Raw genomic sequence first — 21442 nt, 5'->3', positions numbered from 1 at the left:
ACCTTCCTGTTCCTCACCTACTACCTCCAGGTCGTCAAGGGCTTCTCGCCGATCCAGACCGGCTTCGCCTTCCTGCCGATGGTCGCGGGCATGATGGTCGGCTCGACCCAGATCGGCACGCGTCTGGTGACCCGCGTCCCGGCCCGGTTCCTGATGGGCCCCGGCTTCCTGGTGGCCGCGGCCGGCATGTTTCTGCTGGTGCAGCTGGAGGTCAGCTCGTCGTACGCCTCGACCGTCCTGCAGGCGCTGGTGCTGCTCGGTCTCGGCATGGGTACGACGTTCACGCCCGCCATGTCCCTGCCCACCCTGGGCATCGAGCCCCGGGACGCCGGTGTCGCCTCCGCGATGGTCAACACCTCGCAGCAGGTGGGCGGCGCGATCGGCACGGCCCTGCTGAACACGATCGCCGCCTCCGCGACGACCTCGTACATCAAGGACCACATCGCCGGCGCCGCGACGAAGCCGCAGCAGCAGCTGGTCCAGCTGCAGGGTGTGGTGCACGGCTACGCCAACGCCATCTGGTTCGCCGTCGGCATGCTGGTGATCGCCACGCTGATCGTCCTGGCCCTGGTCAACGCCGGCCACGCGGGCAGCGAGGGCGTCGAGGACGAGGTGGCGGTGCCGGTGGTTGCCCACTGAGGCACCGGGGTCGCCAACGCGACCAGCTTCAGCAGCGGTAGCGCGGCGCGCGACCGGAAGGTGCTGTCGCGGACATTTCTGGGCACCGGCAGTCACTCGGACGTCACCTTCACCGTGGCCCGGTGCGACGCCAACGGCATGTGGAGGCTGAACGGCCTTCTGAACAGCCCGCGGCGTCCGGGCGTCGGCCGTGGACACCATGACGTGGGCCCAGATGCTCGACGAAGAACTCGAGTTGACCGCCACGGCGACGGTGCACCGATACGCACACAACATCACCGCCATGAAAGGCATGGCAGGCCGCTGAGTGGTCCTCTGTTCGGTGCGGAGGACCACGGCTAAGGACTCCCGCCCAGCAGCGGGGCAATGCGGAAGGAACATGCGTTGACAGAGCAGTTGCGGCTGATGGCGGTCCACGCCCACCCGGACGACGAGTCCAGCAAGGGCGCGGCCAGCATGGCGAAGTACGTCGCCCAGGGCGTGGACGTCCTGGTGGCCACCTGCACCGGGGGAGAGCGCGGTTCCATCCTCAACCCCAAGCTCCAGGGCGACCCGGAGATCGAGGCCAACATCCACGAGGTCCGGCGCAAGGAGATGGACGCCGCGCGGAAGATCCTCGGCGTCAAGCAGGCATGGCTGGGCTTTGTCGACTCCGGCCTGCCGGAGGGCGACCCGCTGCCCCCGCTGCCCGAGGGCTGCTTCGCCCTGGAGCTGGGGGAGAAGGCCGCGGAGCCGCTGGTGCGGCTCATCCGCGAGTTCCGTCCGCACGTGATCACCACGTACGACGAGACCGGCGGCTACCCGCACCCCGACCACATCATGACCCACACGATCACGATGGCCGCCTTCGATGCGGCAGGGGACCCCGACGCCTACCCGGAGTCCGGTGAGCCCTGGCAGCCGCTGAAGGTGTACTACAACCACGGCTTGTCGATGGCCCGGATCCGAGCCCTCCACGCCTACCTGGTGGAGCACGGCCACGAGTCCCCCTACGGCGAGTGGATCGCCGGCTGGGAGGAGGAGGGCCGCAAGGAGCGCGACTTCACCACCCGGGTGCAGTGCGCCGACTGGTTCGAGGTGCGCGACCGGGCGCTGATCGCCCACGCCACCCAGATCGACCCGGACGGCCCGTGGTTCCGGGTGCCGCTCGACGTCCAGCGCGAGGTCTGGCCGACCGAGGAGTACGAGCTGGCCCGCTCGCTGGTCGACACCTCGCTCCCTGAGGACGACCTGTTCGCCGGCGTCACCGCCGACATCACCGTCTGACCGTGTCCGCTCTTGGTGGCTAATTCCAACTGTCACGCAGTGAGGCGGAGTTGGAGCCGGGATAGGTGGCTGTGGTTGGCGCGGTCGAGGGGGTTCGGAACTGCTGCCGTGTGACCGAGCCCAAGCGAGTTCTGGCGAGCACGAGTGAGTGTCACTGTTGGGGTCCTCTGTGCGGGCGGGGATCCCCGTAGGGCGAATGGGAGTTTGTGCTCCGAACGCGTGACCTTTCTCGTGGTCGGTTCGTTGTGGGTGGTGGCGGATGGCCGGGGTGGGGATCGGGGGCGGGTGCTGTGGGCGTGCTGCGGGAGTTGGCGGATCCGTTCGTGGTGCCCGGCCCGGCGGGGGTGGCGGTCAGGGCCCGGTTGCGGGTGTCGGACACGGACGCGGCGGTGCTGCGGGAGGTCGGGGCGTTCCTGGGTGGGCTGGCCGCCGGTGACCTCGCACGGAGGTGCGGGCAGGGGCTGGAGCATGATGCCGGGTTGTGGGCGGTGCGGAAGCGGGAGCTGACCGGCTCGTCGTCGGCGCGGTGGGCGGGCAGTGTCACGAAGGCCACGCATGATCAGTGGGCGCTGGCCCGGCGCGGTCAGGCGGCGCAGCTGGCCTGGCTGCGCGGGCAGATCGTACGGATGGAGGCGCGGCTGGCGCGTCCGCTGGGCGCGAAGGCGGACAAGCGGGCGGGGTTGCCGCGGGGGTATGGGTCGCGGGCGCAGTGGCATGCCAAATCCCGCCGCCTGCACGCCCTGCGGGACCGGCTGGGACGGCTGGAGGCGGACTGGGCGGCGGGCCGGGTGCACGTGGTGCGCGGCGGCAAACCACTCGTCCGCCTGCGCCACCACCTCGACCAGGCCGGGCTGGACGCGCACGGCTGGCGCCGGCGGTGGGAGGCGGCGCGGATGTTCCTGACGGCGGACGGGGAGTCCGGCAAACGCTTCGGGAACGAGACCATCCGCGTCACCGGCACCGGACAGCTCTCGGTCAGGCTCCCGGCCGCCCTCGCCCACCTGGCCAACACCCCGCACGGCCGCTACCGACCCGATGCGCCTCGTCCGTTTCGCCACCGCTCGCCGGTTCGGACGCTGATGCCGACGGCCCTGGCAGCCTCGGCAAAACTCATTCCTTGATCCACAAGTCGGAAGTATGTCTCCCGTTCTCGGACCAGCGGTCTGTTCCCCTGAGGCCTCCGGCCACCACGAATCTCGAAGTCCATTGCCACCTCTGAGCTGAGGTGTTGCAACGACCACTAGAACTCAGGACATGAACGACGACCACCTCGCCGCCTGGCAGTTGGATGTGCACGGCAACCCGGTCGGCGAACCCCGCCGCTTCTTCTACGACCTGTCCGGCACCACCGCGCACCGGGATGCGCAGATCCGGCACGCCCTGACCCGGCTGCTGCACCACACCCGTGCCACCGGCGCGGCGGCGATCGCCATCGAGGACCTCGACTTCACCGCCGGCACGTCCCGCGAGAAGCACGGCCGCAACAAGCGCTTCCGCCGGCTCATCTCCCGCTTCCCCACCGCCCGGCTGAAGGCGCGGCTGACGGCGATGGCCGCCGAGCAGGACATCGCGGTCGTCGCGGTCGATCCGGCGTACACCTCCCGGTGGGGCGCCCAGCACTGGCAGCAGCCACTGACCAGCCAGACTCGCAAGGTTTCCCGGCACGATGCAGCCTGCATCGCGATCGGGCGACGCGCCCTCGGGCACCCGATCCGGCGACGGACGGCACCGCCCCCGCACGACCAGAGCGATCGTGCGGGGCATCGGACCGTCCAGGCCGGACCGGGCACCCGAAGGCGTGAGGAAACCCGCCGCCCCGTCACGGACCGTGCACCCGATGCACGCGCCCGGACAGGGACACCCGAAAGAACGCGGGCGACCAGCACATCCACAACCGTTCGGGATGCGCGCAGTACCAGGATGTGGGTCCAGGACTCACTCCTGCGTACTGATCAGGAACGGTCGCGAAGCCGTAAGCTTCGGCGGCCTTTGCCACAGCCCGGACGACCTCCGGGTGGGCACCGTCGCCGACGCCGAACGCGTATGGTCCCACCTGCATCCAACACCTCATTCCGTGCCCTGCTGCTGTCCGGGCGGGGGAGCGTCGAAGGAACTCGACGCTCCCCCGCCTCCAGCATCAGTCAGGGTGCAGGGAGTACCGGGCCGATGCGCTGATTGCTGGGAAGGGCGGCAGTGTCTCGCATCAGCGCGGCGTATCCCCGGCTCCCCGGGCGCCCGCTACATCACGGGCGTGGTGCTCGACGTCGACGGAGGCATCGGCATCGGCTCCTCGATCCGGTGACACAACCCGCACCGCGCCCCAACCGGGCCGCGGAACTCGACAAGCTCGGCATGATCTGGTCCCACCACGACACCGCCTGGGAAGAAGGCCTCACCGCAGCCCAAGGATGGGCCAAAGAACACGGCCACCTCCTCGCACCGCTGGACGCCACCTACCAGGGGGCGAGGGTGGGGATGTGGCTGAAGAGCGCCCGGGCCGCCGCGCGGAAGGCTGCCGAGATCGAGCAGAGGCACGCCGAAGGACTGCCCGTGCCGTCATCCGCCGGCACCCTGTCGGGGACCGCCGTGAGCAACTGGAGGACATCGACCCTCTGGTCGGGCGAGCACGTGGTGCTCGTAGAACGTTAATGCCAAGGCGGCCGAAGGAGAATGCCGCAACTGGCGCATTGTCCTCCGGCCGCACGGAAGGGGCACCGTCCGTCGATGCCCGTGAATCGTGATTGCCTTGCCAGGGCTCGCCTGTCCTCACTCAGCCTCGGACGACTCCTCGCCCTCGGCCGTCGTTGCCTCCGCTTCCTCCGTCCCCGCTTCGGCCGTGGGCTGTTCGCCTTCGGCCGGGGGCGCCTCGGCTTCCGAGGTCTCGCCGGCCGTGGGGGCTTCTTCCGCCTCCGTGGCCTCTGCGGTCTCGGCCGCCTCGGCTACAGGCTGTTCGCCTTCGGCCGGGGGCGCCTCGGCTTCCGAGGTCTCGCCGGCCGTGGGGGCTTCTTCCGCCTCCGTGGCCTCTGCGGTCTCCGCCGCCTCGGCTACAGGCTGTTCGCCTTCGCTGGGGGCAACCTCAGGTTCCTGGGATTCCTGTTCGGTGTCGTTCACGTGTTCACCTCCTCCGCGGTTCGCAGTTGGAGTACCGGTATCGGTCGCCTGGAGCCCTCAAGATCCTGATAAATGAATCCTTTTGCGCTCTTTATGTCTTTTGTCATATTCCTTGGAGGTGGCAATGTCAACGGGCTCGGGGTCGAGAGCGGCCCTTTGAACCGACCCCCGGGGAAAGGCACACCCGACCGGCACCTTCCCCGACCCGTCCGTGCCGGACAGTGAGTTGGCCAGCCTTGTCCTGGCGGGGGGCCGAAGGGATCACGGTGGCCCGGGCCGTAGGGTCGACGGGTCCGCCCGCCGGGCGGGCCGGGGCTTGCGGCTCGAAGGGCGCTGCTCGGCAAGTACGGGCGGCGAGCCCGCCTTGCCGTGCTCGCCCGGCAGGTCCCGCGGCTCGCGCCGACAAAGGGGGCGCCGCGACAGCGTCCCGGTGCATCCGGCTTTGCTGCGGCATCACCCTGCACCGGTGACCCTTGTACGCCGGTGGGGCCGTCGACACGACTGCCCCCTTCCGACGCCTCCCAAGCCAAGATCACCTCATGTCCATCGCTAACGTGACAAAACGCCCTGCGGCTTTGGACGTTGGTGCCGTGGCGTATCTCACGTCAGAGGGGGTGCGGCCGGCCTGCCGGCTATGCAAAGCCCCAGGTCGCCTCGGCGCTTCGGGCATCTTCGGTGTGGCCCTCGCTGGCGCGTGGTGTGACGTAGTCAACTCCGATAAATCGACTTGTCGATTTAGATTCCACCAGTGCGTATGCGTTACGAGCACGTTAACGGGCGCCGAGGGGCTGTTTGCCCTGGAGAGGAGCCGCTGTGGCAAGCATCCCCCAGCAGCGTGGCAAGTCCACGCGGCTGCCCGCGATCCACAAGCCCGTCCCACGGCAGTACCGGGTCGTGCACGGGCACCGTTGGGCCTTCCGCATGGCGGGCAAGGGTCCGGCCGTACTGCTGATCCATGGCATTGGTGACTCGTCCGACACCTGGGGCGAGCTGATCCCCGAGCTGGCCCGGCACCACACGGTTATCGCCCCGGACCTGCTGGGCCACGGTTCCTCCGACAAGCCGCGCGGCGACTACTCGGTGCCCGCGTACGCCAACGGGATGCGGGACCTGCTGTCAGTGCTGGACATCGACAGGGTGACGCTTGTTGGGCACTCCCTCGGCGGTGGTGTGGCCATGCAGTTCGCATACCAGTTCCCGGACCGGACCGAGCGGCTGGCACTGGTGAGTACCGGCGGGGTGGGCCGCGGTGTCACTCCGGCGTTGCGCCTGGCTTCGCTGCCCGGAGCCCAACTGGCTCTGGCCACGTTGCGGCTTCCGACGGTGCGGACGCAGACCGCCGTGGTGATCCGGCTGTTGCAGCTGCTCCATACCGGGCTCGGCGTGGACGCCCCGGATCTGTTGCGAGTGGTGGACGCGCTGCCCGACGCGGCCTCCCGCGATGCTTTCATCCGCACGCTGCGCGCGGTGGTCGACTGGCGCGGTCAGGTGGTGAGCATGCTCGACCGCTGCTACCTCACCGCCGGCATGCCGACCCTGCTGGTTTGGGGCTCGCGCGACCAGGTGGTCCCCGCCCTGCACGCCAAGGTGGCGCACGCGGCGATGCCCGGCAGCCGCCTGGAGATCTTCCAGGACTCGGGGCACTTCCCGTTCCACACTGATCCGCAACGCTTCCTGGCCGTACTGGAAAACTTCATCGCGACGACCGAGCCGGTCAGCCAGAGCGCGGAAGAATGGCGAGAGCGGCTACGCTCCGAGGGATGCTGACGCGGAGAAGGGGCATGGGGCGCTGGACGGGGCTCGGTTGGTTCGCTCCAGGGGATTCGCGGACTCCCAACACACCGGACGCCACGGGCGAATGATCGGCTACACCATCACGCGGGACGCCATCGTCATCTCGGCCCACGGACTAGTCGAGTGGATCCGAAGTCGGGGATGATCAGTGGCATGCGGACGGTCCTGCGCGGAGCCCTGGTGACGCTTCGCCCGTCGACGGTGGGCGATATCCCGGCTCTGGCCGCGATCCGGACCACGCCTGAGGTGTACGCGCGCTGGCGGGGCGGCGACGACCTGACGGCCGCGGTGGCCGAGGACCTCGAAGATCCCGGGGTCCGGACCTTCGCGGTCGAGCACGGCGGCAGGGTGGTCGGCGCTATCCAGTGGGGCGCCGAGGACGAGCCGGACTACCGACATGCCAACATCGACATCTATCTCGACCCGGCGGTGCACGGGCGCGGCCTTGGCGCTGACGCCGTCCGCGCCCTGGCGCGCCATCTGATCGATGATCACGGATACCGCCGACTGGTGATCGACCCGGCCGCCGACAATGCCGCCGCCATCCGGTGCTACCGCAAGGTCGGCTTCCGCCCGGTGGGCATCATGCGGCAGTACGAGCGCGGCCCGGACGGCAGCTGGCACGACGGGCTGCTGATGGACCTGTTGGCGGAGGAGCTGGAGTAAGTCTCACGTTCGGCTCCACCAAGGCGGCGAGGGCCTCAACGATCCGTGTGTGACGGCAGACCTTGAGACCCTCTTGACCGCACTCTATGTGAAGATCGACGACGAGATCGCAGGTACGCGGTGGATGGGACGACCGCCCCAGCTCAGCGACTCCGAACTTGTCTGCCTGGCGGTGGCCCAGGCGCTGCTCGGCCGCCATTCCGAGGCGCGAAGGTCCGCCAGTTGATCGAGTCGGTCAACGACACCCTCAAGGGCCAACTCAACCTGGAACAACACGGCGGCCGGACCATTGAGGGCGTCGCCATCCGCGTCGCCCAGCGCGTCCTGGCGATGGCAGCCGGGATCTGGCACAACAACAAGACCGGCGCACCAGTCACCCGGTCGCTCATCGCATTCGACCACTGAGCACTTCGGATCTACTCGTCTAGGGACACGGCGCAGGGACGGAGACACGCTGACGGGCTGCCTCGATGCTAGGCCCTCATCCGCCCGTACCCTCGGCGCTGTGACGCTGACAGACGGAACGTACCGGCTCGGGCCGTCGACTGCTCGCCTTCTGATCAAGACCGGCCGCGCCGTACTGGGCCGCAGGGCAGGGCACTACCTCACCATCGAGGCCCCCCGACGGTCCGGGGAAGCGGTGGTGGTCGTCGGCGACCCGGACAAGTCGTTGGTGAGTGTGACCGCCAAAACGGGCTCGTTGGAGGTCCGGGAGGAAGTGGGCGGGCTGAAGCCACTCACCGACGTCGACCGGGTCGAGATCAAACGGACGTTGGGCGACAAGTCCCTGCTGCACACCGCAGAACACCCCATGATCACCTTCCGTTCCACCCGTATCACGGGCACCTCGCAGTCTCTCGAGATCACCGGGACCTCACCATCAAGGGCCGGGACCACCCGGTAAGGGCCGGGACCACCCGGTGTCGGTGCACGGCAAGGGGAATGGCAACAGGCTCTTGCGTGGCTGGGCGACCGTCCCGCAATCCACCTGGGGTTCAGACCTTCTACCGCTTGACCGAACCCAAGCGAGTTCCGGCGACCATGAGTGAGCGTTACTGCTGCGCGCGACATCTGCCACGGCAAGAAGGGCACCATCCACCAGGCCTACCGGGACGGGATGGAGAGGATCAGGTTGGATCGTTGGGTCTCGCTTTGAACGCGGTGGTTCTCTGTGGACGACGCGCTACATCGACGCCGCGGTCGCCCAGCTCCGCGCCGAGGGCCATGAGATCAAGGATGAGGACGGCGACCGTCGGCGTCCGCAGCAAGTTGAGGAGTTCGCCGGGGACCACGGCGCCGACGGCCGGACCGAGGACACGCCCGGTTGCGGCGTCAGGGGCGCGGTGTTCCGTGGAGGTCACGCTCGGCCAGCCAGGTGGACACTGCATCACGCTCGCGTCGCTCCTCGTGGGCCGCGGCGTCGGCCTCTGCGGCATTGCGCTGGGCGCGGCCCGCGCCACCGTGCGCGGCGATGGCGAGCAGGCTGCGGGTGGCCTGCTCGCCGATGGCGCTCAGCAGGTTCCCCAGCGATCCGATGGGCAGCACACGCGTTCCTTCCGCGGCACGCCGTCCCGGCCGGGCTCGTTCAGGCCACCGGGACGGAGGGGTACATCTGAGGCACAAAGCTACCGAATAGGGTGGTTGGTTGTCCGTCAAGGGGGCCGTAAGGATCGAAGGTGTCGCGAGTCGCAGCCCCGGGGGCGGCCGGGTGCAGCGGACAGGTCCTCGTCATGGCGCTCGGTGCTCTGGGCTGGCTGGCGTTCATGAGAGGGATCACGGGCGGACTGTGGCTGATGGCCATCGGCCTGTTCGTGGCGGGCGCCGCCGCGACCGAACGGCGATGGGCAGAGCTGGTCACGGCCCTGTGCGGCGTGCGGGTGGGGCAGGCGATGACCAGTCCGGTGGTCACCGGTCCCGACTGGCTGACGATGGACCGCTTCCTGTCCGAGGTGGCCGCCGAGGCGAGGCACTCGGTGCTGCCGTTGCTGGACTTCGACGGCTGCCCGAGCGGTGCCGTACGGCTGCACAGCCTGGCCGCCGTGCCGTCCGCGCGGCAGGCGTCGCTGTGTGCACGGGACGTCGCGACCCTGCTGCCCCGGTGCACGCTCGCCGCACCGGACGAGCTGCTGAACTTCGTCCTGGAGCGCCTGGGCGCCGGCGGCGTGCCGTCCATCCCGGTCATGGAGGACGGCCGGCTGCGCGGGATCATCCCCGGGCGCGACATCGACCGGGCTCGCCGGCAGCCCCGAGCTCCGTCGGCTCCCCCGCGATCCAGGCCGCCGTTCCAGCCTCCTGGCAGCCGCGGCCGCCACGGAATCCGCCCCGGCCCGCCCCGACAGCCCCGGGACTGACCAGATGCAGGCGAAGCGGGCATCCGAGGTGAAATACCGGAAATAGGTGGATGATGAAATAGGTGGATGATGAGGGAATCGACCTGAAGCGTCCCATGTTTCGTTTGGGGGAGCGGGAAGATACGCGCGGGAGGTGAACGGCTACGGGCGTTCCTTTCGGACCGCATCTGTCGGTGCCAGGGTTGCCACCGGTGCGCGGCGCGGGTGTCGAGGCGAGCAGGGCTGCCGTGCGGCTGGTGCGGTTCCCGCTCGACCTGGCCGCGGAGGGCGTCGGGCAGCTTGCCGGTCGTTTTGGCCGCGCCCGGTCGTGGCAGGGGACAGGCCGTGACGAACCGTCGTCGGCGGACGGGGGGATCCCGGTGCTGCTGGTGCACGGGCTGGCCGACGGGGAATCGGTCGTCCCGCCGCTTCAGCGGGGGCTGGGCGGCCTCGGCGTGGGGCCCTTCATCTCGGTGGGCTATCCCGCGTTCGGCCCGGACGTCCGCGCGGTGGCCCGGGTTCTGGGCGAGCAGGTGGAATGGGCGTCTGCCCGCAGCGCCGGGCGGACCGTGGTCGTGATCGGGTACAGCCTGGGCGGGCTGATCGCCCGCTACTACGTGCAGCGGCTCGGCGGAGACGCGCACGTGCCGCTGGTGGTCACGCTGGCGACGCCGCACGGCGGCACCGCCACGGCCCTGCTGGCCCCGCCGCATCCACTTCTGCGCCAGCTACGGCCGGGAAGCGAACTGCTGGCCGAGCTCGCCGAGCCGGCCGTGGGATGCAGCACCCGGTTCGTGGCCTTCTACAGCGACCAGGACGAGGCTGTCATCCCGGCCGCCAAGGGCCGCATCGATCATCCCGACCTCAAGGCCCGCAACGTGCTCGTGCCCGGCGTCGGCCATCTGACCCTGCCCCTGCACCAACCGGTCATCGACCAGGTGCGCTCGCTGCTGGCCGCGATCCAGCAGGCCGCTTCCGCCGCAGGTCTCCCGGACGACGACGTCCCGCAGTAGGGCCGCCCCCACGGCACGGCCGGGGTCCCCCGTGACAGCTGGGCAGGAGCGGAGGACTCTGGTTGGTGACCGGTAGAAACGTCAGCGCATGTGCGGACGGACAGCATGGCCTTTTCACCCAGCTCCGAGGGCGGGTTGACGCTGCGCCCGTATCGTGCGCAGGACGAGCCAGGGGTGTGCGATCTGATTGACGCCGACCGGCTGCCCGGACAGCCGCACTGCACCCCGGAGGGGCTGGCCGCGGCGCGGCGTGGTCTGGCCCCCCCGGTCGGCTGGGCAGTTCCGGTCTGGCCGCGGATCAGCGTTCTGGCCGATGCCGATGACCGCCCTTGCGGGATCGTCGCGTACTTGTCCTGGGCCGATGTGCACGCCGGAGATATCTGTTGGGTCCACGCGTACGAGGATCCCGCTGCTCTGCGTGCCCTGATCAGCCACGCCTACGCGGCCCTCGCTCACTGTCCGCAGATCGAGGCATTCGTGGGTGCTCCGCCAGGGCCCCTGGGGCCGGGCGGCCTGCCCCGCACCCGTCGCGCCGCCACGCACGACGCGCTGGTGCAGACCGGGTTCACCGGCCGCCGACAGGGCTGCTACCTGCACCGCAGGCTCCATGTCGAACCCCCGCCGGCCAAGCTGGTCGCCGACGTCTTCCCATGCGGCTTCCCGTCAGGCCATCGCCTGATCTTGCGCGAGGCGGCCGAACCGGTTGCCGAAGCCTTGGTCAGCGTAGGACCCGAACGCGGCGCGACCATCTACTGGATCGAGACCGTGCCCACCCGCCGCCGCTGTGGCCTGGGCCGCAGGCTGCTCGATCAGGCTCTGGCACTCCTCGCCGAACGGGGCGCCACCGAGGTCGCCCTCGTTCTGGACGACGCCGGGCAGTCCACACCCGAAAGCCAGGCGGCCCCCGGGCTCTTCCGCTCGTTCGGCTTCACCTTCGTCGACCAGCTGTGGACCTACCAGCACCGGCGCCCCCAAACCCAGCGGCCTGGTGCGTAAGCCCGGTAGGCCTGGTGGCAGCCCTGATACGCCGGAGAGATGCGGGTGCCGATGGCCCCGCCAGACCGGTTCCGGTCGGGCGGGGCCTCATTCGGTTCAGGCGTGGACCCGTTCGGCGGCCCTGAGGATGGTGGAGCGTGCCTGATGGCGACGTTCGTACTCCAACACGCGCCGGGTGAGGCTTTCTTCGGCGTCACCGAGCCGCTTGACGATCTCGCCCGCAGTCATGCCGTCGTAACCGGGCCAGGGTTCGGGTCCGAGCAGGTCCGCGATCCTGCTCAGGATCGCGGACCGGGCCGCATGGGACCGCTCGTAGGCGCCGACCATGGCGAGATCCGTCTGGGAGAGCTGCGGGAGCCGGTCGATGATCATCCTGCTGCTGAGCCTGCGGTAGTCGGGAAGCGGCAGTTCGTACTCCGAAATGAGGGCTCCTTCTGGCGCGCCCTGGAGCCGGTCCACGCCGGGCATGCGCTCGGCCGACTCCCGCAGCCAGCTGCTCCAGTCGCGCACGGCTAGGGAGGCGCCGCCGGCGCCCGAGCCCTCAGCGGCCACCACGGCTGCCTCGGCATGCTGCTCGAGGCTGCTGCCGAGCTCTTCCAGTGTCTCCTCGCCGTCGCGGCGGATGGAGCTGAGCAGATCGGTGCTGGCGGCGTCGTGTGCCTCCTGGGCGATACGCTCGGCGGCCCGGCAGATGGCCACGGCGAAGGCGGTGACCGCGTACTCGTCCTCGGTGTTCTTCAGCAACTGCTGCTCGGTCGCCGTCCCCAGGCCCCGCATGAGGGCGCCTGGGACGGCGATGGCCGCGTCCAGGGGCAGCCGGGCCGCTCGCCAGGTGAAATGCCAGGCGTTCCCGGCGACGGTCTCGACCAGCCCGCGGGGCTTCAACGTCTCCAGACGTTCGTCGATGAGGTACACATGACCCCGGGCGTCGCCGACGCGGCGCTCCAGGACCTCCCGGTACTCCCCGTCGGGCGTGACGGTGAGGTGGGCTTTGAAACGGTCGGCGAGCGCGGCTTGGGCCCCACGGACCTCGCGCAACGCCGGAACGAGCATGTCTGTGGCTACGGCCATCACGTTTCCTTAGGCTAGTGCGATGTTCGCAAGAATCGGGCCGCCCCCCGACCCTGTCCCCTCCTTACTACAGTGCCCTGAATCGGCCACCCCCGCATCTTCCAGAACAGCCACGCCGGGGGCGGCTGACCATCCCCGACTCTCGGTTCCACACCGAGCGTGGGCGTAACTGCGAACCTAGGCCGTGTCCTGTCCCTCTCTTGGAGCAGTGCATGGCTGACAGACGTGCTCATGCCTGCGCTGAATGACTCCGCGAGGAATTCAGAGGGGCGGCGTTCGGCCGTCGCGGAGAGACGGCGGGCTGCGAGCGGATCGGCCTCTGAACCGCTGACTTGTATGGCAGGACCAGTACGTGGATGGAGCGGCCGTCTGTAGCGTGCTGTAGGGCTCCGGCTGGGGTGACTCGTGAACCGCTTGCCGAACTATGGCTCTCCCGGAGTGTGTTCCCCATCCGGTGCCCGTCCACGGTCTGACTCAACAGAGGCATGCCCCGGGCTTGGCTGGTTCCGGAAGCCGGCGTGTCGACTGTGGATCTCCTGCCGTGCCGTCCTGAGGAGCCGCGCCCGATGATTTTGCTCGGTGTCGACCCGCACAAGTCCACGCACACCGCCACGGCGGTGGACCCGACGGCCAACCGGCCGATCTCCACGATCCGGATCGAGGCCACCTTGGCCGACTACCGCAGACTGCTGGCCTGGTCCCGGAAGCGGCCTGAGCATCGATGGGCAGTGGAAGGCGCCGCAGGCCTGGGGCGGCACTTGGCCCAGTGGCTCGTGGCCCGCGGCGAGACCGTGGTGGACGTCCATGCCTCCGCCAACGCCCGAGCTCGGCAGCTGTCGCGGGGCGGCGGCCGCAAGAACGACACCATCGCCTGGCGGTGCTCTCGTACGGCAGGATGCGGTCGGCGTCGCCGTGGATCAGGAGGGTCGGCACGTCGATCTTGGGAAGGTCCCGGCGGAAGTCGGTCAGCCAGGTGTCCACGCATGCGTAGCCGGCGTGGGCGGAGGAGGCCACGGCGACGTTGAAACTGTTGTTCCAGGCCTGGTCGCTGAGCCGGGTGCCGCGGTAGGTGTCCACGGTGTAGAAGTTGTCGAGGGAGTCCTTGAAGTAGGCGGGACGGTCCTTGACCACGGCTTCCTTGATGCCTTCGAAGACGGACCGGTCGACGCCCTCCGGGTCGTCGTCCGTCTTGAGCAGGAACGGCGGGATGGCCCCCATGAGCACCGCCTTGCTGACCCGACCCGATCCGTACGTGCCCAGATACCTGGTCACCTCTCTGGTGCCCATGGAGAATCTGCACAGGATCACGTCCGGCAGGGCGAGTTGTTCGAGTAGTGCGCCGGAGGCCGGCGGCGAACGTGTCGTAGTCGTAACCGATCGTCGGCCGGCTCGAGTTGCCGAACCCGCGGCGGTCGTAGGTGATGGCCCGGAAACCCTCGTTCAACGGGACGCGTTCTTGCTTCTCCCCGGAGTGACCATTCAACGGGTATCCGTGGATCAACACGATGGGCTGCCCGCTGTCGTGGTCCTCGTAGTGGATGTCGATGGGAGTGCCGTTCTCCTCGGGCGTGTATCGAATGTGTGGACCCGCTCCCCGCGCCGTTGCCGCAGGTCGAGCGGGCGGCCGTGGAAGATCCCCGTCGAGCCTGGCCGACGTATCGTCCTGACCTCCTGACGCCCGTCGTGTCCGAACGCCGGCACGGCCCCAACTGCCGCCGAACGAAGGGAAAGTGGTCGGTCAGGACGCGTCCGCCAGAGACTGCGCATCCGCCTCGGGCTCCTTCGACGCGGCGGACGCCGTCTGGCCCGAGCCGCCGCCACGGCTGAGGTGCACACCGATCGCCGACGTCGCCAGGCCCAGTACGGCGGCTGCGCACCAGACGATCCGGAAGTCGTGAAGTGAGGCGGCACCGACGTGGGAGCCGACCACCGCGACCAGGACGGCGACGCCGACCGTGGCCGAGATCTGGCGGACGGAGTTGACCAGCGCCGACCCGGTCGCCGCGCGGTGCCCCGGCACGGCGTGCACACCGGCCGCCACCAGAGTGCCCAGGGCCAGACCGACACCCGCACCGGTCAATAGCTGGTTGGGGAGCAGGTCACGCAGATAGTCCGGCGTGACGGACGCGAAGCACGCGAACCAGACCATGCCGCCGGCGAACAGCAACCCGCCCGCGGCGACCAGCGGTCCGTGCCCGAAGCGCTGCCCGGCGCGGGCGGTCACAAGGGTGACGACCGGCACGAGGGCCGGACCGGGGACCAGGGCGAGACCGGTGCGCAGCGCGCTCCAGTGCCAGACCTCCTGGCACCACAGCACGTTCGACAGCAGCATGATCGCGAAGGCGACGCCGAACACCAGGCTGCCCGCGTTCGCCGCTCCGAAGCGCGGCAGCCGCATCAGGTCCAGCTCGAACAGCGGGCGGGGGTGCCGCAGGGACCTGAGGACGAACGCGGCGCCGCTGATCACGGCAACGGCCAGGAGCAGTACGGTCCTGCCGCTCGCCCAGCCCCAGTCGGGTGCCTGCACCAGCGCCCCGGACAGCGCCGCGATCGAGAAGATGACCAGCAGGGCGCCGAGGAGGTCGGGCAGCGGTCCGGCCTCCGGGGCGGCCGGCTTCGGCAGGACCGATCGGCCGGCGACGAGCGCTGCGATGCCGATGGGCACGTTGACGGCGAAGACCCACCTCCAGTCCACCGCGGTCAGGAGGCCGCCGGCGACGGGCCCGGCGGCCGCGGCGAGTCCGCCGACCGCAGCCCAGCTCCGGGTGGCCTGGGTACGGCGCTCGGTCGGCACCGTCGCCAGCAGCAGGGCCAGGGACGTCGGAATCTGGGCGGACGCCCCGACGGCCTGCACCACCCGGGCCACGACGAGGGTCCCCAGGTTCGGGGCCAGGGCACAGCCCAGCGACGCGAGGGTGAAGACGGCGATCCCGGTGAGGAAGACCGGCCGCTGGCCTATGCGGTCACCGGCACGGCCGGCCACCACCAGCAGCGCGGCGAAGGTGATCGTGTAGGCGTTGAGGACCCAGGACAGCGAACCGAGGGTCGCGCCCCTGCCGCCCCCGGAGAAGTCCTCTCCCATGGCCGGAAGCGCCACGTTGACGATCAACAGATCCAGGTTGGTCATGAAGACGGCCACCAGGACGACTGCGGCGGCCGTTCGAGGGTGCTTTGAAAATCGAAGCATCGTAGGCATAGCGCAAGCTAAGCACGGGGGTGATTTGGAAATCAAACCCTGCCGGGGTGATACTGGGGCCGTGACCACGCGCATCGATCCCCAGGACATGGCCGGACGCCCCTGCTCGCTCGCCGCCGCCCTGCAGATCGTCGGCGACCGATGGGCCCTGCCGGCGATCCGCGAGGTCATGCTCGGCAACCACCGGTTCCGGCAGATCGCCAGGAACACCGGCGCCCCCACGGACCGCCTGGCGGCGCGCCTGAAAGCACTGGTGGAGAGCGGCGTCCTCGAACGGCGCCCGCTGCCCGACGATGCACGCTACAGCGGCTACTACCTGACGGAGGCGGGGCGCGATCTGGGAGCCATCACCCGCGAGCTCATCGGCTGGGGCGACCGCTGGGTTGTCACCGCGCCGCCCAGCCGGATCCGTCACCGGGACCACGAACTCGTCACCCACACGGTCTGCGAGACCTGCGGCGAGCAGGTCCACGGCGAGGACATCCACCGGGAGGAGCTGATCCCCGGCTGGGACCGGTCCGGCCCGGTGCAAGCCCCCTAGACCGTGCGGTGGTCGTCGATCCCCCCCCGGAACCGGCGTGTGATCCCGGCGCGGTCGTCGGCCCGGAAAGTCTCGCGGATCTCCCGGTCGTTGCCCTTGATCCGCTCGTCCAGGGCCCGGAGCTGGTGGGCCAGGGAATGACGACGGCCCTTCGCGCGACGCGGATCGGGCACCGCGGCGAGGGAGTCCAGCAGATACGGATGTTCCTTGGCGGCGGCGAGCCGGGCGTCGGTGAGCTGCCCCAGGCCGGAGGGGATGGGCGATGATGAACGGGCAGGCACAGTCTTCCGTAACGGTGATCAGGGGCTCGATACCTCATGATCACCCGAAGGCCGTGCCCGCCTCCGTCTCCCGATCCGCGAGTTCCACAGTGCTCACCTGAAACGTCACCAAAGTCGAACAGACCACCTGAACAACACTCTCCCCGCCCCGATCATGGAGGGGACGGGAAGGCTGCGAGTTCCCCGCCCGCTCTCGGTCATTTTCGGGCGAGCACCACTTCGGTATCACCGGGCCAGTCCCAGAAAACGCCATCGGGAGATCGCTTCCTCAGCAGCTCTCGCACCTCGCTGGCGAAATCTTCGACACGGTCACCGAACAGGTGCGGCGCGGAATAAGACATGGAGAAGTAACCGGACAATACGCTCTCGGCATCCCGTACGAGGTCAGGGATGCCGGGGGCGAAGATCACCCGTGGCGCGCCGAACCGGGTGCGGGCAAGGGCGCCCTTGACGCTGTGGGCTTGAACCTGCACGGTGCCTTGGCCCGCTCGCCTCGTTGATTCAAGATACTTCTGCACCAGCTGCCTGATCTCATCGTGCGGAATCCGCGGTGGTCCGGGGTGCGGCGGAACGGCCCGCCCCTCGGCCGTATGCACCACAAGGGCCAGAGCGCCGCCTGGCTCCACCATGTCGTACACCGCCTCGGCCACACGAACTTCGTCCGTCCAGTGGAACGACTGGCCGAACGTGACCAGTCGGTACGGCCCGGGCGCCACCGCAGGAAGGTCCTCGGCCCGGGCTTGGATCCAGGTGATGTTCGCGATGTCCCGCTCATGGGCGGCCCGGCGACCCTCGGCGATCATCGCCAGGTCGGGGTCAAGGCCGACAGCATCCTCAAACAGGTGAGCTAGTCGTACGGTGAGGATGCCGGGGCCACACCCAACGTCCAGGAGCCTTCCGCTGCCATCCAGGCCAAGTTCCTCAGCGAGGAGAGCCTCAAGCTGGGGCGAGTAGGCGGGTCTCCCGTACCGGTAGTGGACAGCCGCGCCATCGTAGATCGAAGGGTCGTATCGCACCGCCAAACATTACAAGGCATCCCGCATCGCCGCCGGCCTGCGCAAGCACGGCCGAGACGCCCCCCGTCCACCGGCCGCCCTCGGACTCACATGATGAAACCGGGCAGATCCCCTGAACGACGCCACCCTGTCAGGCGACGGCGGCTACCGCGGCAGCGACCGCATCCCCACGCCACGCCGTGGGCCCGACGGACGCATCATCAAAGACCGCAACTACCAACGCTTCCGCAAACACCGCGCCGTCGCAGAACCCACCATCGCACGCCTCAAAGACCACCAGATCATCCGCCAATGCCGACGACGCGGCAATGCGATCGACCACGCCGTCGCCTGCGTTGCAGCACTCCACAACCTCAAGCTCGACATCCAATAGCCAGAACACACGCCGAGGCGGGACACGTCCCACCTCGCATTACGTGATGCCTCTTAGTACTCCGGCTGTAGATCGTGATCTTGATGGCTTTCGGTGGGGTTCCCTGGGCTCGTGCGGGGGCTGTCCCGAGGCGGTCTGAGCAGACAACATGCATGGGTGAGCATCATCATCAAGTACTTCATCGCCCCTGACGACACCTCGGCGGCAAGCATCGTGGATAGCGGGCCGGACGGAGTCTTCGGCTCATTGAGCTGCGGCAACTTCGATGCATCCGAGGCGGTGATCGAGTGGGAGAGCCTGCTCACCGGGCAGAGCTTCGAGGCACTCGTCGCATCCGACGAGCCGCATACGATTGCTGACCCGGGAGAAGAGGGCGGCCCACTTCTGTTCGTCATCTCGGCTGCGCTTCAAGGGGCGCTGGCCGGTGCTTCGGCAGATCGCCTTGCCGGGATCGGCGAGCTGTGGATCCAGGAACGGGCCGCCGATGGCGAGGCGTTCGACCCGGAGATGGTGGGGGAACTCCTGAGTGATCTGGCGGACCTGGCCCGCACCGCCGAGGTGCGGGGGCACGGCCTGTACTGCTGGATGGCCTAGCATCCCGGCCGTCGCCGCACGCTCCCGCCATGCGAACCGGGGACGAGATGGTTGCGGCCACCGGTGATCATCATGGTTTGTGAAGACAACGAACGATCAAGCGGTGGCCGCAGGTCACAGCGTAGACCCGGCCCGATGGCAGGACGCATTCGAGGGCCTGATGAACCGGATCGCGGGTCGTTTCGCGCGCGTGGAACCCCGGCGGCGAGTCAAGCGGTTGGTGCTCGGACTCCTATCGGACCTCCCGCGCAAGAACTGCTGGACGATCGCCGAGTGGGTCGGGGAGTCCACTCCGGACGCCATGCACCACCTGCTCAGCCGGGCCAAATGGGATGCCGACGCGGTCCGTGACGACGTGCGGGGCTATGTGGTGGAACATCTACACGACGAGCGCGCGGTGCTGGTGGTCGACGAGACCGGCGACGTGAAGAAGGGCACCGGCACGGTCGGCGTCCAGCGCCAGTACACCGGCACCGCCGGCAGGATCGAGAATGCCCAGGTTGCCGTCTACCTGGTCTACGCCGGTCGACGCGGGCACGCCGCGGTGGACCGGGAGTTGTACGTCCCACGTTCCTGGACCTCCGATCCCGACCGCTGTCGTGCCGCCGGGCTCGGCGAAGACACCACTTTCGCCACCAAGCCCGAACTGGCCGCGCGCATGGTCGCCCGCTTCCTGGCCGCCGGCCACCCCGCTGCGTGGGTGGCGGGCGACGCGGTCTACGGCGGCAACCCGAAACTGCGCACCGCACTGGAGGAATGCGGCACCGGCTACGTTCTCGCGGTGGCCTGCTCACACGAAGTCGCCACCGCGGCCGGAAAGTTCCGCGCCGACGCCCTGGCCAAGAAGGTACCCAAGCGTGGCTGGCAGAAGCTGTCGGCCGGAGCCGGAGCGAAGGGCCACCGCAATTACGACTGGGCTGTCATCGACCTCGCCGACCCCCGGCCTGAGAGTCGGCAGCTGCTGATCCGACGGAACCGCAGCAGCGGCGAACTCGCCTACTACCGTTGCTATTCGCCCACAGCGGTGCCGCTGACCGAACTGGTACGAGTGGCTGGATCGAGGTGGCGGGTGGAGGAGTTCTTCCAGTCCGGCAAGAGCCTGGCCGCCCTCGACGAGCACCAGGTCCGCCGCTACATGTCCTGGTCCCGATGGGTCACCCTCGGCATGCTTGCCCACGCCTTCCTCGCTGTCGTCCGAGCCGACGAGCACGACCGCCAGCCGATACCGCAATGCCTCATACCGCTCACCTGCAACGAGATCCAGCGCCTGTTCATCACCCTCGTCATCCGGCCCACGCACGATGCCGTCCACCGGCTCAGATGGTCCGACTGGCGACGCCGACACCAGGCCCGATCCCAAGCCAGTCACTACCAGCGGCAAGCCGCAGAAGTATGAAGATCACGATCTACAGCCGGAGTATTAGGGTGTGTATCGAAAGTGGATCTTGAACGTGGGATGATCTTGGTTCGTGGCACGTGGAGATCTGACGGACGTGCAATGGGCAGTGCTGGAACCGCTGTTGCCGAAGGGCGCGAAGTCCGGACGGCCGCCGACGTGGGCCAGGCGGCAGCTGATCGACGGCATACGGTTCCGGGTCCGCACTGGCATCCCGTAGCGGGACCTGCCCGCCGAGTACGGGCCGTGGGGCCGGGCGTACGACCTGTTCCGCCGGCGGCAGCGGGACGGCACCTGGCGGCGAATCTTCACCGCGCTCCAGGCCCGGGCCGACGCGAAAGAGCTGATCACCTGGGACATCAGCGTCAGCGTCGACTCCACGGTGTGCCGGGCCCACAACCCCGTTGCGGGACCACGAAAAAGGCAACTGTGATAGTCGAGCTGCGGCCCGGGTTGGGCTGCTGCCAGGCTCGGCGCCGACGTCCCGGCATGACCCACAAGGAAATTGGCGGCTCGTTGCAGCTTGCCGTGCCCCCGAGTTGTCTGCCGGACGTCGGCGTCGGCCTGGCCCACCCCGTTTGTAGGTCCGCAATTGGAATGTCCTGTTCCGTGATGGCAACCTGCATGTTCTCTCCGTGTCTCATTCGCGGGTCACGGTATTTGTCTCACGATCTTGGCCCTGTCCTTCGGGGCGGAGGTAGGGAGCTGGTTGATCGACTCAACGCGCGCCAGGTACTCCAGGGTGGGGAACTCGTCGACCCGAGCCAGGTAACCGCAGTCGGTACGCGAAAGCGGCTGCCCCTTGCGCGGGCCGTGTTGGTAGAAGCCTTTGGCGTACTCGTCCCTGGAGTGCTCGACTTTGGCTGCGAATTTGAGGGGGCTGGCCCAGGTGACGAGGGTCGGCTCGGCATGGTGGTCACCGTGAGGGTTGCCCGTCGTTCTCGGTGATGTCGGTAGTCGGTTCTTCCGGCAGTTGAACGAAGACCATGATCGCCTTGCCGCCGCGCCCGGAGGCGGCCTGCAGCAGGTCCTTGGCGGACTTCAGCTTGTTCCTTGTGAGGAACCCCGGGCGTGAACGACTCCGTTGGCAAAAGGACAGGGCGGGCATCCCGGCTCGCACTCTGGCTGGGAGTGGATCACTTGACCTGCGGGTCCGTGA

At 68.8% G+C, this 21442-nt stretch carries 24 protein-coding genes and 5 pseudogenes; 19 read left to right on the top strand and 10 right to left on the bottom strand.

Translation table 11 applies throughout. From position 1 onward, the window contains the following. Together ACFYXB_RS43125 and mca are read left to right on the top strand one after the other, a co-directional pair. Nucleotides 1-639: MFS transporter (locus ACFYXB_RS43125; protein ID WP_389590745.1), on the top strand; the 639-nt coding region annotated here is incomplete at its 5' end. A 384-nt stretch (nucleotides 640-1023) separates the two neighbouring features. Beyond that, nucleotides 1024-1905: a mycothiol conjugate amidase Mca gene (gene mca, locus ACFYXB_RS43120; RefSeq protein WP_389590744.1), complete on the top strand. Its 882-nt coding sequence runs from the start codon at nucleotides 1024-1026 to the stop codon at nucleotides 1903-1905. Nucleotides 1906-2932: 1027 nt separating this feature from the next. Here mca and ACFYXB_RS43115 read toward each other — a convergent pair. Then, nucleotides 2933-3112: pseudogene (locus ACFYXB_RS43115) on the bottom strand (helix-turn-helix domain-containing protein); the annotation flags it as partial. 47 nt (nucleotides 3113-3159) lie between these two features. Here ACFYXB_RS43115 and ACFYXB_RS43110 point away from each other — a divergent pair. Continuing rightward, nucleotides 3160-4080 carry a hypothetical protein gene (locus ACFYXB_RS43110; RefSeq protein WP_389590742.1) on the top strand — a complete coding sequence of 307 codons (921 nt, stop codon included), beginning with the start codon at nucleotides 3160-3162 and terminating at the stop codon, nucleotides 4078-4080. A gap of 123 nt (nucleotides 4081-4203) precedes the next feature. Next, nucleotides 4204-4554 (top strand): helicase associated domain-containing protein, encoded by a 351-nt coding sequence (locus tag ACFYXB_RS43105; RefSeq protein WP_389590740.1) that lies wholly within the window; start codon nucleotides 4204-4206, stop codon nucleotides 4552-4554. A 117-nt stretch (nucleotides 4555-4671) separates the two neighbouring features. Here the strand turns inward: ACFYXB_RS43105 and ACFYXB_RS43100 are convergent, their stop codons facing one another. Beyond that, the gene (locus ACFYXB_RS43100; RefSeq protein WP_389590738.1) at nucleotides 4672-5016 is read right to left on the bottom strand and encodes a hypothetical protein; all 345 of its coding nucleotides are present in this window, start codon (nucleotides 5014-5016) and stop codon (nucleotides 4672-4674) included. Between the two features lie 852 nt (nucleotides 5017-5868). Between ACFYXB_RS43100 and ACFYXB_RS43095 the strand changes: the two genes are divergently transcribed. The 6 genes and pseudogenes from ACFYXB_RS43095 to ACFYXB_RS43070 all read left to right on the top strand — a co-directional run. Next, nucleotides 5869-6783, top strand: a complete 915-nt coding sequence (locus ACFYXB_RS43095; protein ID WP_389590752.1) for an alpha/beta fold hydrolase — start codon at nucleotides 5869-5871, stop codon at nucleotides 6781-6783. Between the two features lie 180 nt (nucleotides 6784-6963). After that, on the top strand, nucleotides 6964-7476 hold the full coding sequence (locus ACFYXB_RS43090) for a GNAT family N-acetyltransferase (protein WP_389590737.1): 513 nt from the start codon (nucleotides 6964-6966) through the stop codon (nucleotides 7474-7476). A 49-nt stretch (nucleotides 7477-7525) separates the two neighbouring features. Next, on the top strand, nucleotides 7526-7702 hold the full coding sequence (locus ACFYXB_RS43085) for a hypothetical protein (protein WP_389590756.1): 177 nt from the start codon (nucleotides 7526-7528) through the stop codon (nucleotides 7700-7702). Then, nucleotides 7690-7881, top strand: a pseudogene (locus tag ACFYXB_RS43080) (IS982 family transposase); the annotation flags it as partial. The gene ACFYXB_RS43085 and the pseudogene ACFYXB_RS43080, both read left to right, overlap by 13 nt. Before the next feature lie 100 nt (nucleotides 7882-7981). Next, the gene (locus ACFYXB_RS43075) at nucleotides 7982-8380 is read left to right on the top strand and encodes a hypothetical protein (protein ID WP_389590736.1); all 399 of its coding nucleotides are present in this window, start codon (nucleotides 7982-7984) and stop codon (nucleotides 8378-8380) included. 156 nt (nucleotides 8381-8536) lie between these two features. Then, a pseudogene (locus ACFYXB_RS43070) lies at nucleotides 8537-8738 on the top strand (Tn3 family transposase); the annotation flags it as partial. 70 nt (nucleotides 8739-8808) lie between these two features. Here ACFYXB_RS43070 and ACFYXB_RS43065 read toward each other — a convergent pair. After that, entirely contained in the window at nucleotides 8809-9021 is a 213-nt protein-coding gene (locus ACFYXB_RS43065) for a hypothetical protein (protein ID WP_389590754.1), read from the bottom strand. A gap of 131 nt (nucleotides 9022-9152) precedes the next feature. On the opposite strand from ACFYXB_RS43065, the gene ACFYXB_RS43060 reads away from it, so the two are divergent. From ACFYXB_RS43060 to ACFYXB_RS43050, 3 genes are all read left to right on the top strand, one after another. After that, on the top strand, nucleotides 9153-9827 hold the full coding sequence (locus tag ACFYXB_RS43060) for a CBS domain-containing protein (protein WP_389590734.1): 675 nt from the start codon (nucleotides 9153-9155) through the stop codon (nucleotides 9825-9827). Nucleotides 9828-10018: 191 nt separating this feature from the next. Beyond that, nucleotides 10019-10819 (top strand): esterase/lipase family protein, encoded by an 801-nt coding sequence (locus tag ACFYXB_RS43055; RefSeq protein ID WP_389590732.1) that lies wholly within the window; start codon nucleotides 10019-10021, stop codon nucleotides 10817-10819. A gap of 174 nt (nucleotides 10820-10993) precedes the next feature. Further along, nucleotides 10994-11815, top strand: a complete 822-nt coding sequence (locus tag ACFYXB_RS43050) for a GNAT family N-acetyltransferase (protein WP_389590731.1) — start codon at nucleotides 10994-10996, stop codon at nucleotides 11813-11815. 96 nt (nucleotides 11816-11911) lie between these two features. Here ACFYXB_RS43050 and ACFYXB_RS43045 read toward each other — a convergent pair whose 3' ends face one another. After that, nucleotides 11912-12886, bottom strand: coding sequence for a hypothetical protein (locus ACFYXB_RS43045; protein ID WP_389590729.1), 975 nt, complete (start codon nucleotides 12884-12886; stop codon nucleotides 11912-11914). A 485-nt stretch (nucleotides 12887-13371) separates the two neighbouring features. On the opposite strand from ACFYXB_RS43045, the gene ACFYXB_RS43040 reads away from it, so the two are divergent. Then, on the top strand, nucleotides 13372-13911 hold the full coding sequence (locus tag ACFYXB_RS43040; RefSeq protein WP_389590750.1) for a transposase: 540 nt from the start codon (nucleotides 13372-13374) through the stop codon (nucleotides 13909-13911). Here ACFYXB_RS43040 and ACFYXB_RS43035 read toward each other — a convergent pair. The 3 genes and pseudogenes from ACFYXB_RS43035 to ACFYXB_RS43025 form a co-directional block, all read right to left on the bottom strand. Continuing rightward, nucleotides 13793-14173: pseudogene (locus ACFYXB_RS43035) on the bottom strand (alpha/beta fold hydrolase); the annotation flags it as partial. The gene ACFYXB_RS43040 and the pseudogene ACFYXB_RS43035 overlap by 119 nt on opposite strands. Before the next feature lie 121 nt (nucleotides 14174-14294). Further along, nucleotides 14295-14390: pseudogene (locus ACFYXB_RS43030) on the bottom strand (alpha/beta hydrolase); the annotation flags it as partial. 234 nt (nucleotides 14391-14624) lie between these two features. After that, nucleotides 14625-16073 (bottom strand): MFS transporter, encoded by a 1449-nt coding sequence (locus ACFYXB_RS43025; protein WP_389590727.1) that lies wholly within the window; start codon nucleotides 16071-16073, stop codon nucleotides 14625-14627. Between the two features lie 70 nt (nucleotides 16074-16143). On the opposite strand from ACFYXB_RS43025, the gene ACFYXB_RS43020 reads away from it, so the two are divergent. Continuing rightward, nucleotides 16144-16623 carry a winged helix-turn-helix transcriptional regulator gene (locus ACFYXB_RS43020; RefSeq protein ID WP_389590725.1) on the top strand — a complete coding sequence of 160 codons (480 nt, stop codon included), beginning with the start codon at nucleotides 16144-16146 and terminating at the stop codon, nucleotides 16621-16623. Here ACFYXB_RS43020 and ACFYXB_RS43015 read toward each other — a convergent pair. Then, a complete protein-coding gene (locus ACFYXB_RS43015; protein ID WP_389590723.1) occupies nucleotides 16620-16904 on the bottom strand; it encodes a hypothetical protein in 285 nt (94 codons plus the stop codon). The genes ACFYXB_RS43020 and ACFYXB_RS43015 overlap by 4 nt on opposite strands. Before the next feature lie 197 nt (nucleotides 16905-17101). Further along, nucleotides 17102-17920: a class I SAM-dependent methyltransferase gene (locus tag ACFYXB_RS43010; RefSeq protein WP_389590721.1), complete on the bottom strand. Its 819-nt coding sequence runs from the start codon at nucleotides 17918-17920 to the stop codon at nucleotides 17102-17104. A 112-nt stretch (nucleotides 17921-18032) separates the two neighbouring features. Between ACFYXB_RS43010 and ACFYXB_RS43005 the strand changes: the two genes are divergently transcribed. The 4 genes from ACFYXB_RS43005 (at nucleotide 18033) to ACFYXB_RS42990 (ending at nucleotide 20503) form a co-directional block, all read left to right on the top strand. Beyond that, the gene (locus ACFYXB_RS43005; protein ID WP_389590749.1) at nucleotides 18033-18293 is read left to right on the top strand and encodes a transposase family protein; all 261 of its coding nucleotides are present in this window, start codon (nucleotides 18033-18035) and stop codon (nucleotides 18291-18293) included. A 156-nt stretch (nucleotides 18294-18449) separates the two neighbouring features. Further along, nucleotides 18450-18887: a hypothetical protein gene (locus tag ACFYXB_RS43000; protein WP_389590719.1), complete on the top strand. Its 438-nt coding sequence runs from the start codon at nucleotides 18450-18452 to the stop codon at nucleotides 18885-18887. Between the two features lie 160 nt (nucleotides 18888-19047). Then, nucleotides 19048-20283: an IS701 family transposase gene (locus tag ACFYXB_RS42995; RefSeq protein ID WP_389590747.1), complete on the top strand. Its 1236-nt coding sequence runs from the start codon at nucleotides 19048-19050 to the stop codon at nucleotides 20281-20283. 73 nt (nucleotides 20284-20356) lie between these two features. Beyond that, the gene (locus tag ACFYXB_RS42990; RefSeq protein WP_389590717.1) at nucleotides 20357-20503 is read left to right on the top strand and encodes a transposase; all 147 of its coding nucleotides are present in this window, start codon (nucleotides 20357-20359) and stop codon (nucleotides 20501-20503) included. A 696-nt stretch (nucleotides 20504-21199) separates the two neighbouring features. Here ACFYXB_RS42990 and ACFYXB_RS42985 read toward each other — a convergent pair. Continuing rightward, nucleotides 21200-21391: a hypothetical protein gene (locus tag ACFYXB_RS42985; protein WP_389590715.1), complete on the bottom strand. Its 192-nt coding sequence runs from the start codon at nucleotides 21389-21391 to the stop codon at nucleotides 21200-21202. Nucleotides 21392-21442 lie beyond the last annotated feature (51 nt).

Source organism: Streptomyces sp. NPDC002619 (genome assembly GCF_042889305.1).
GTDB lineage: Bacteria > Actinomycetota > Actinomycetes > Streptomycetales > Streptomycetaceae > Streptomyces.
The sequence above is the reverse complement of the archived record's forward strand: the minus strand, read 5'-3'. Positions and strand labels throughout refer to the sequence as shown.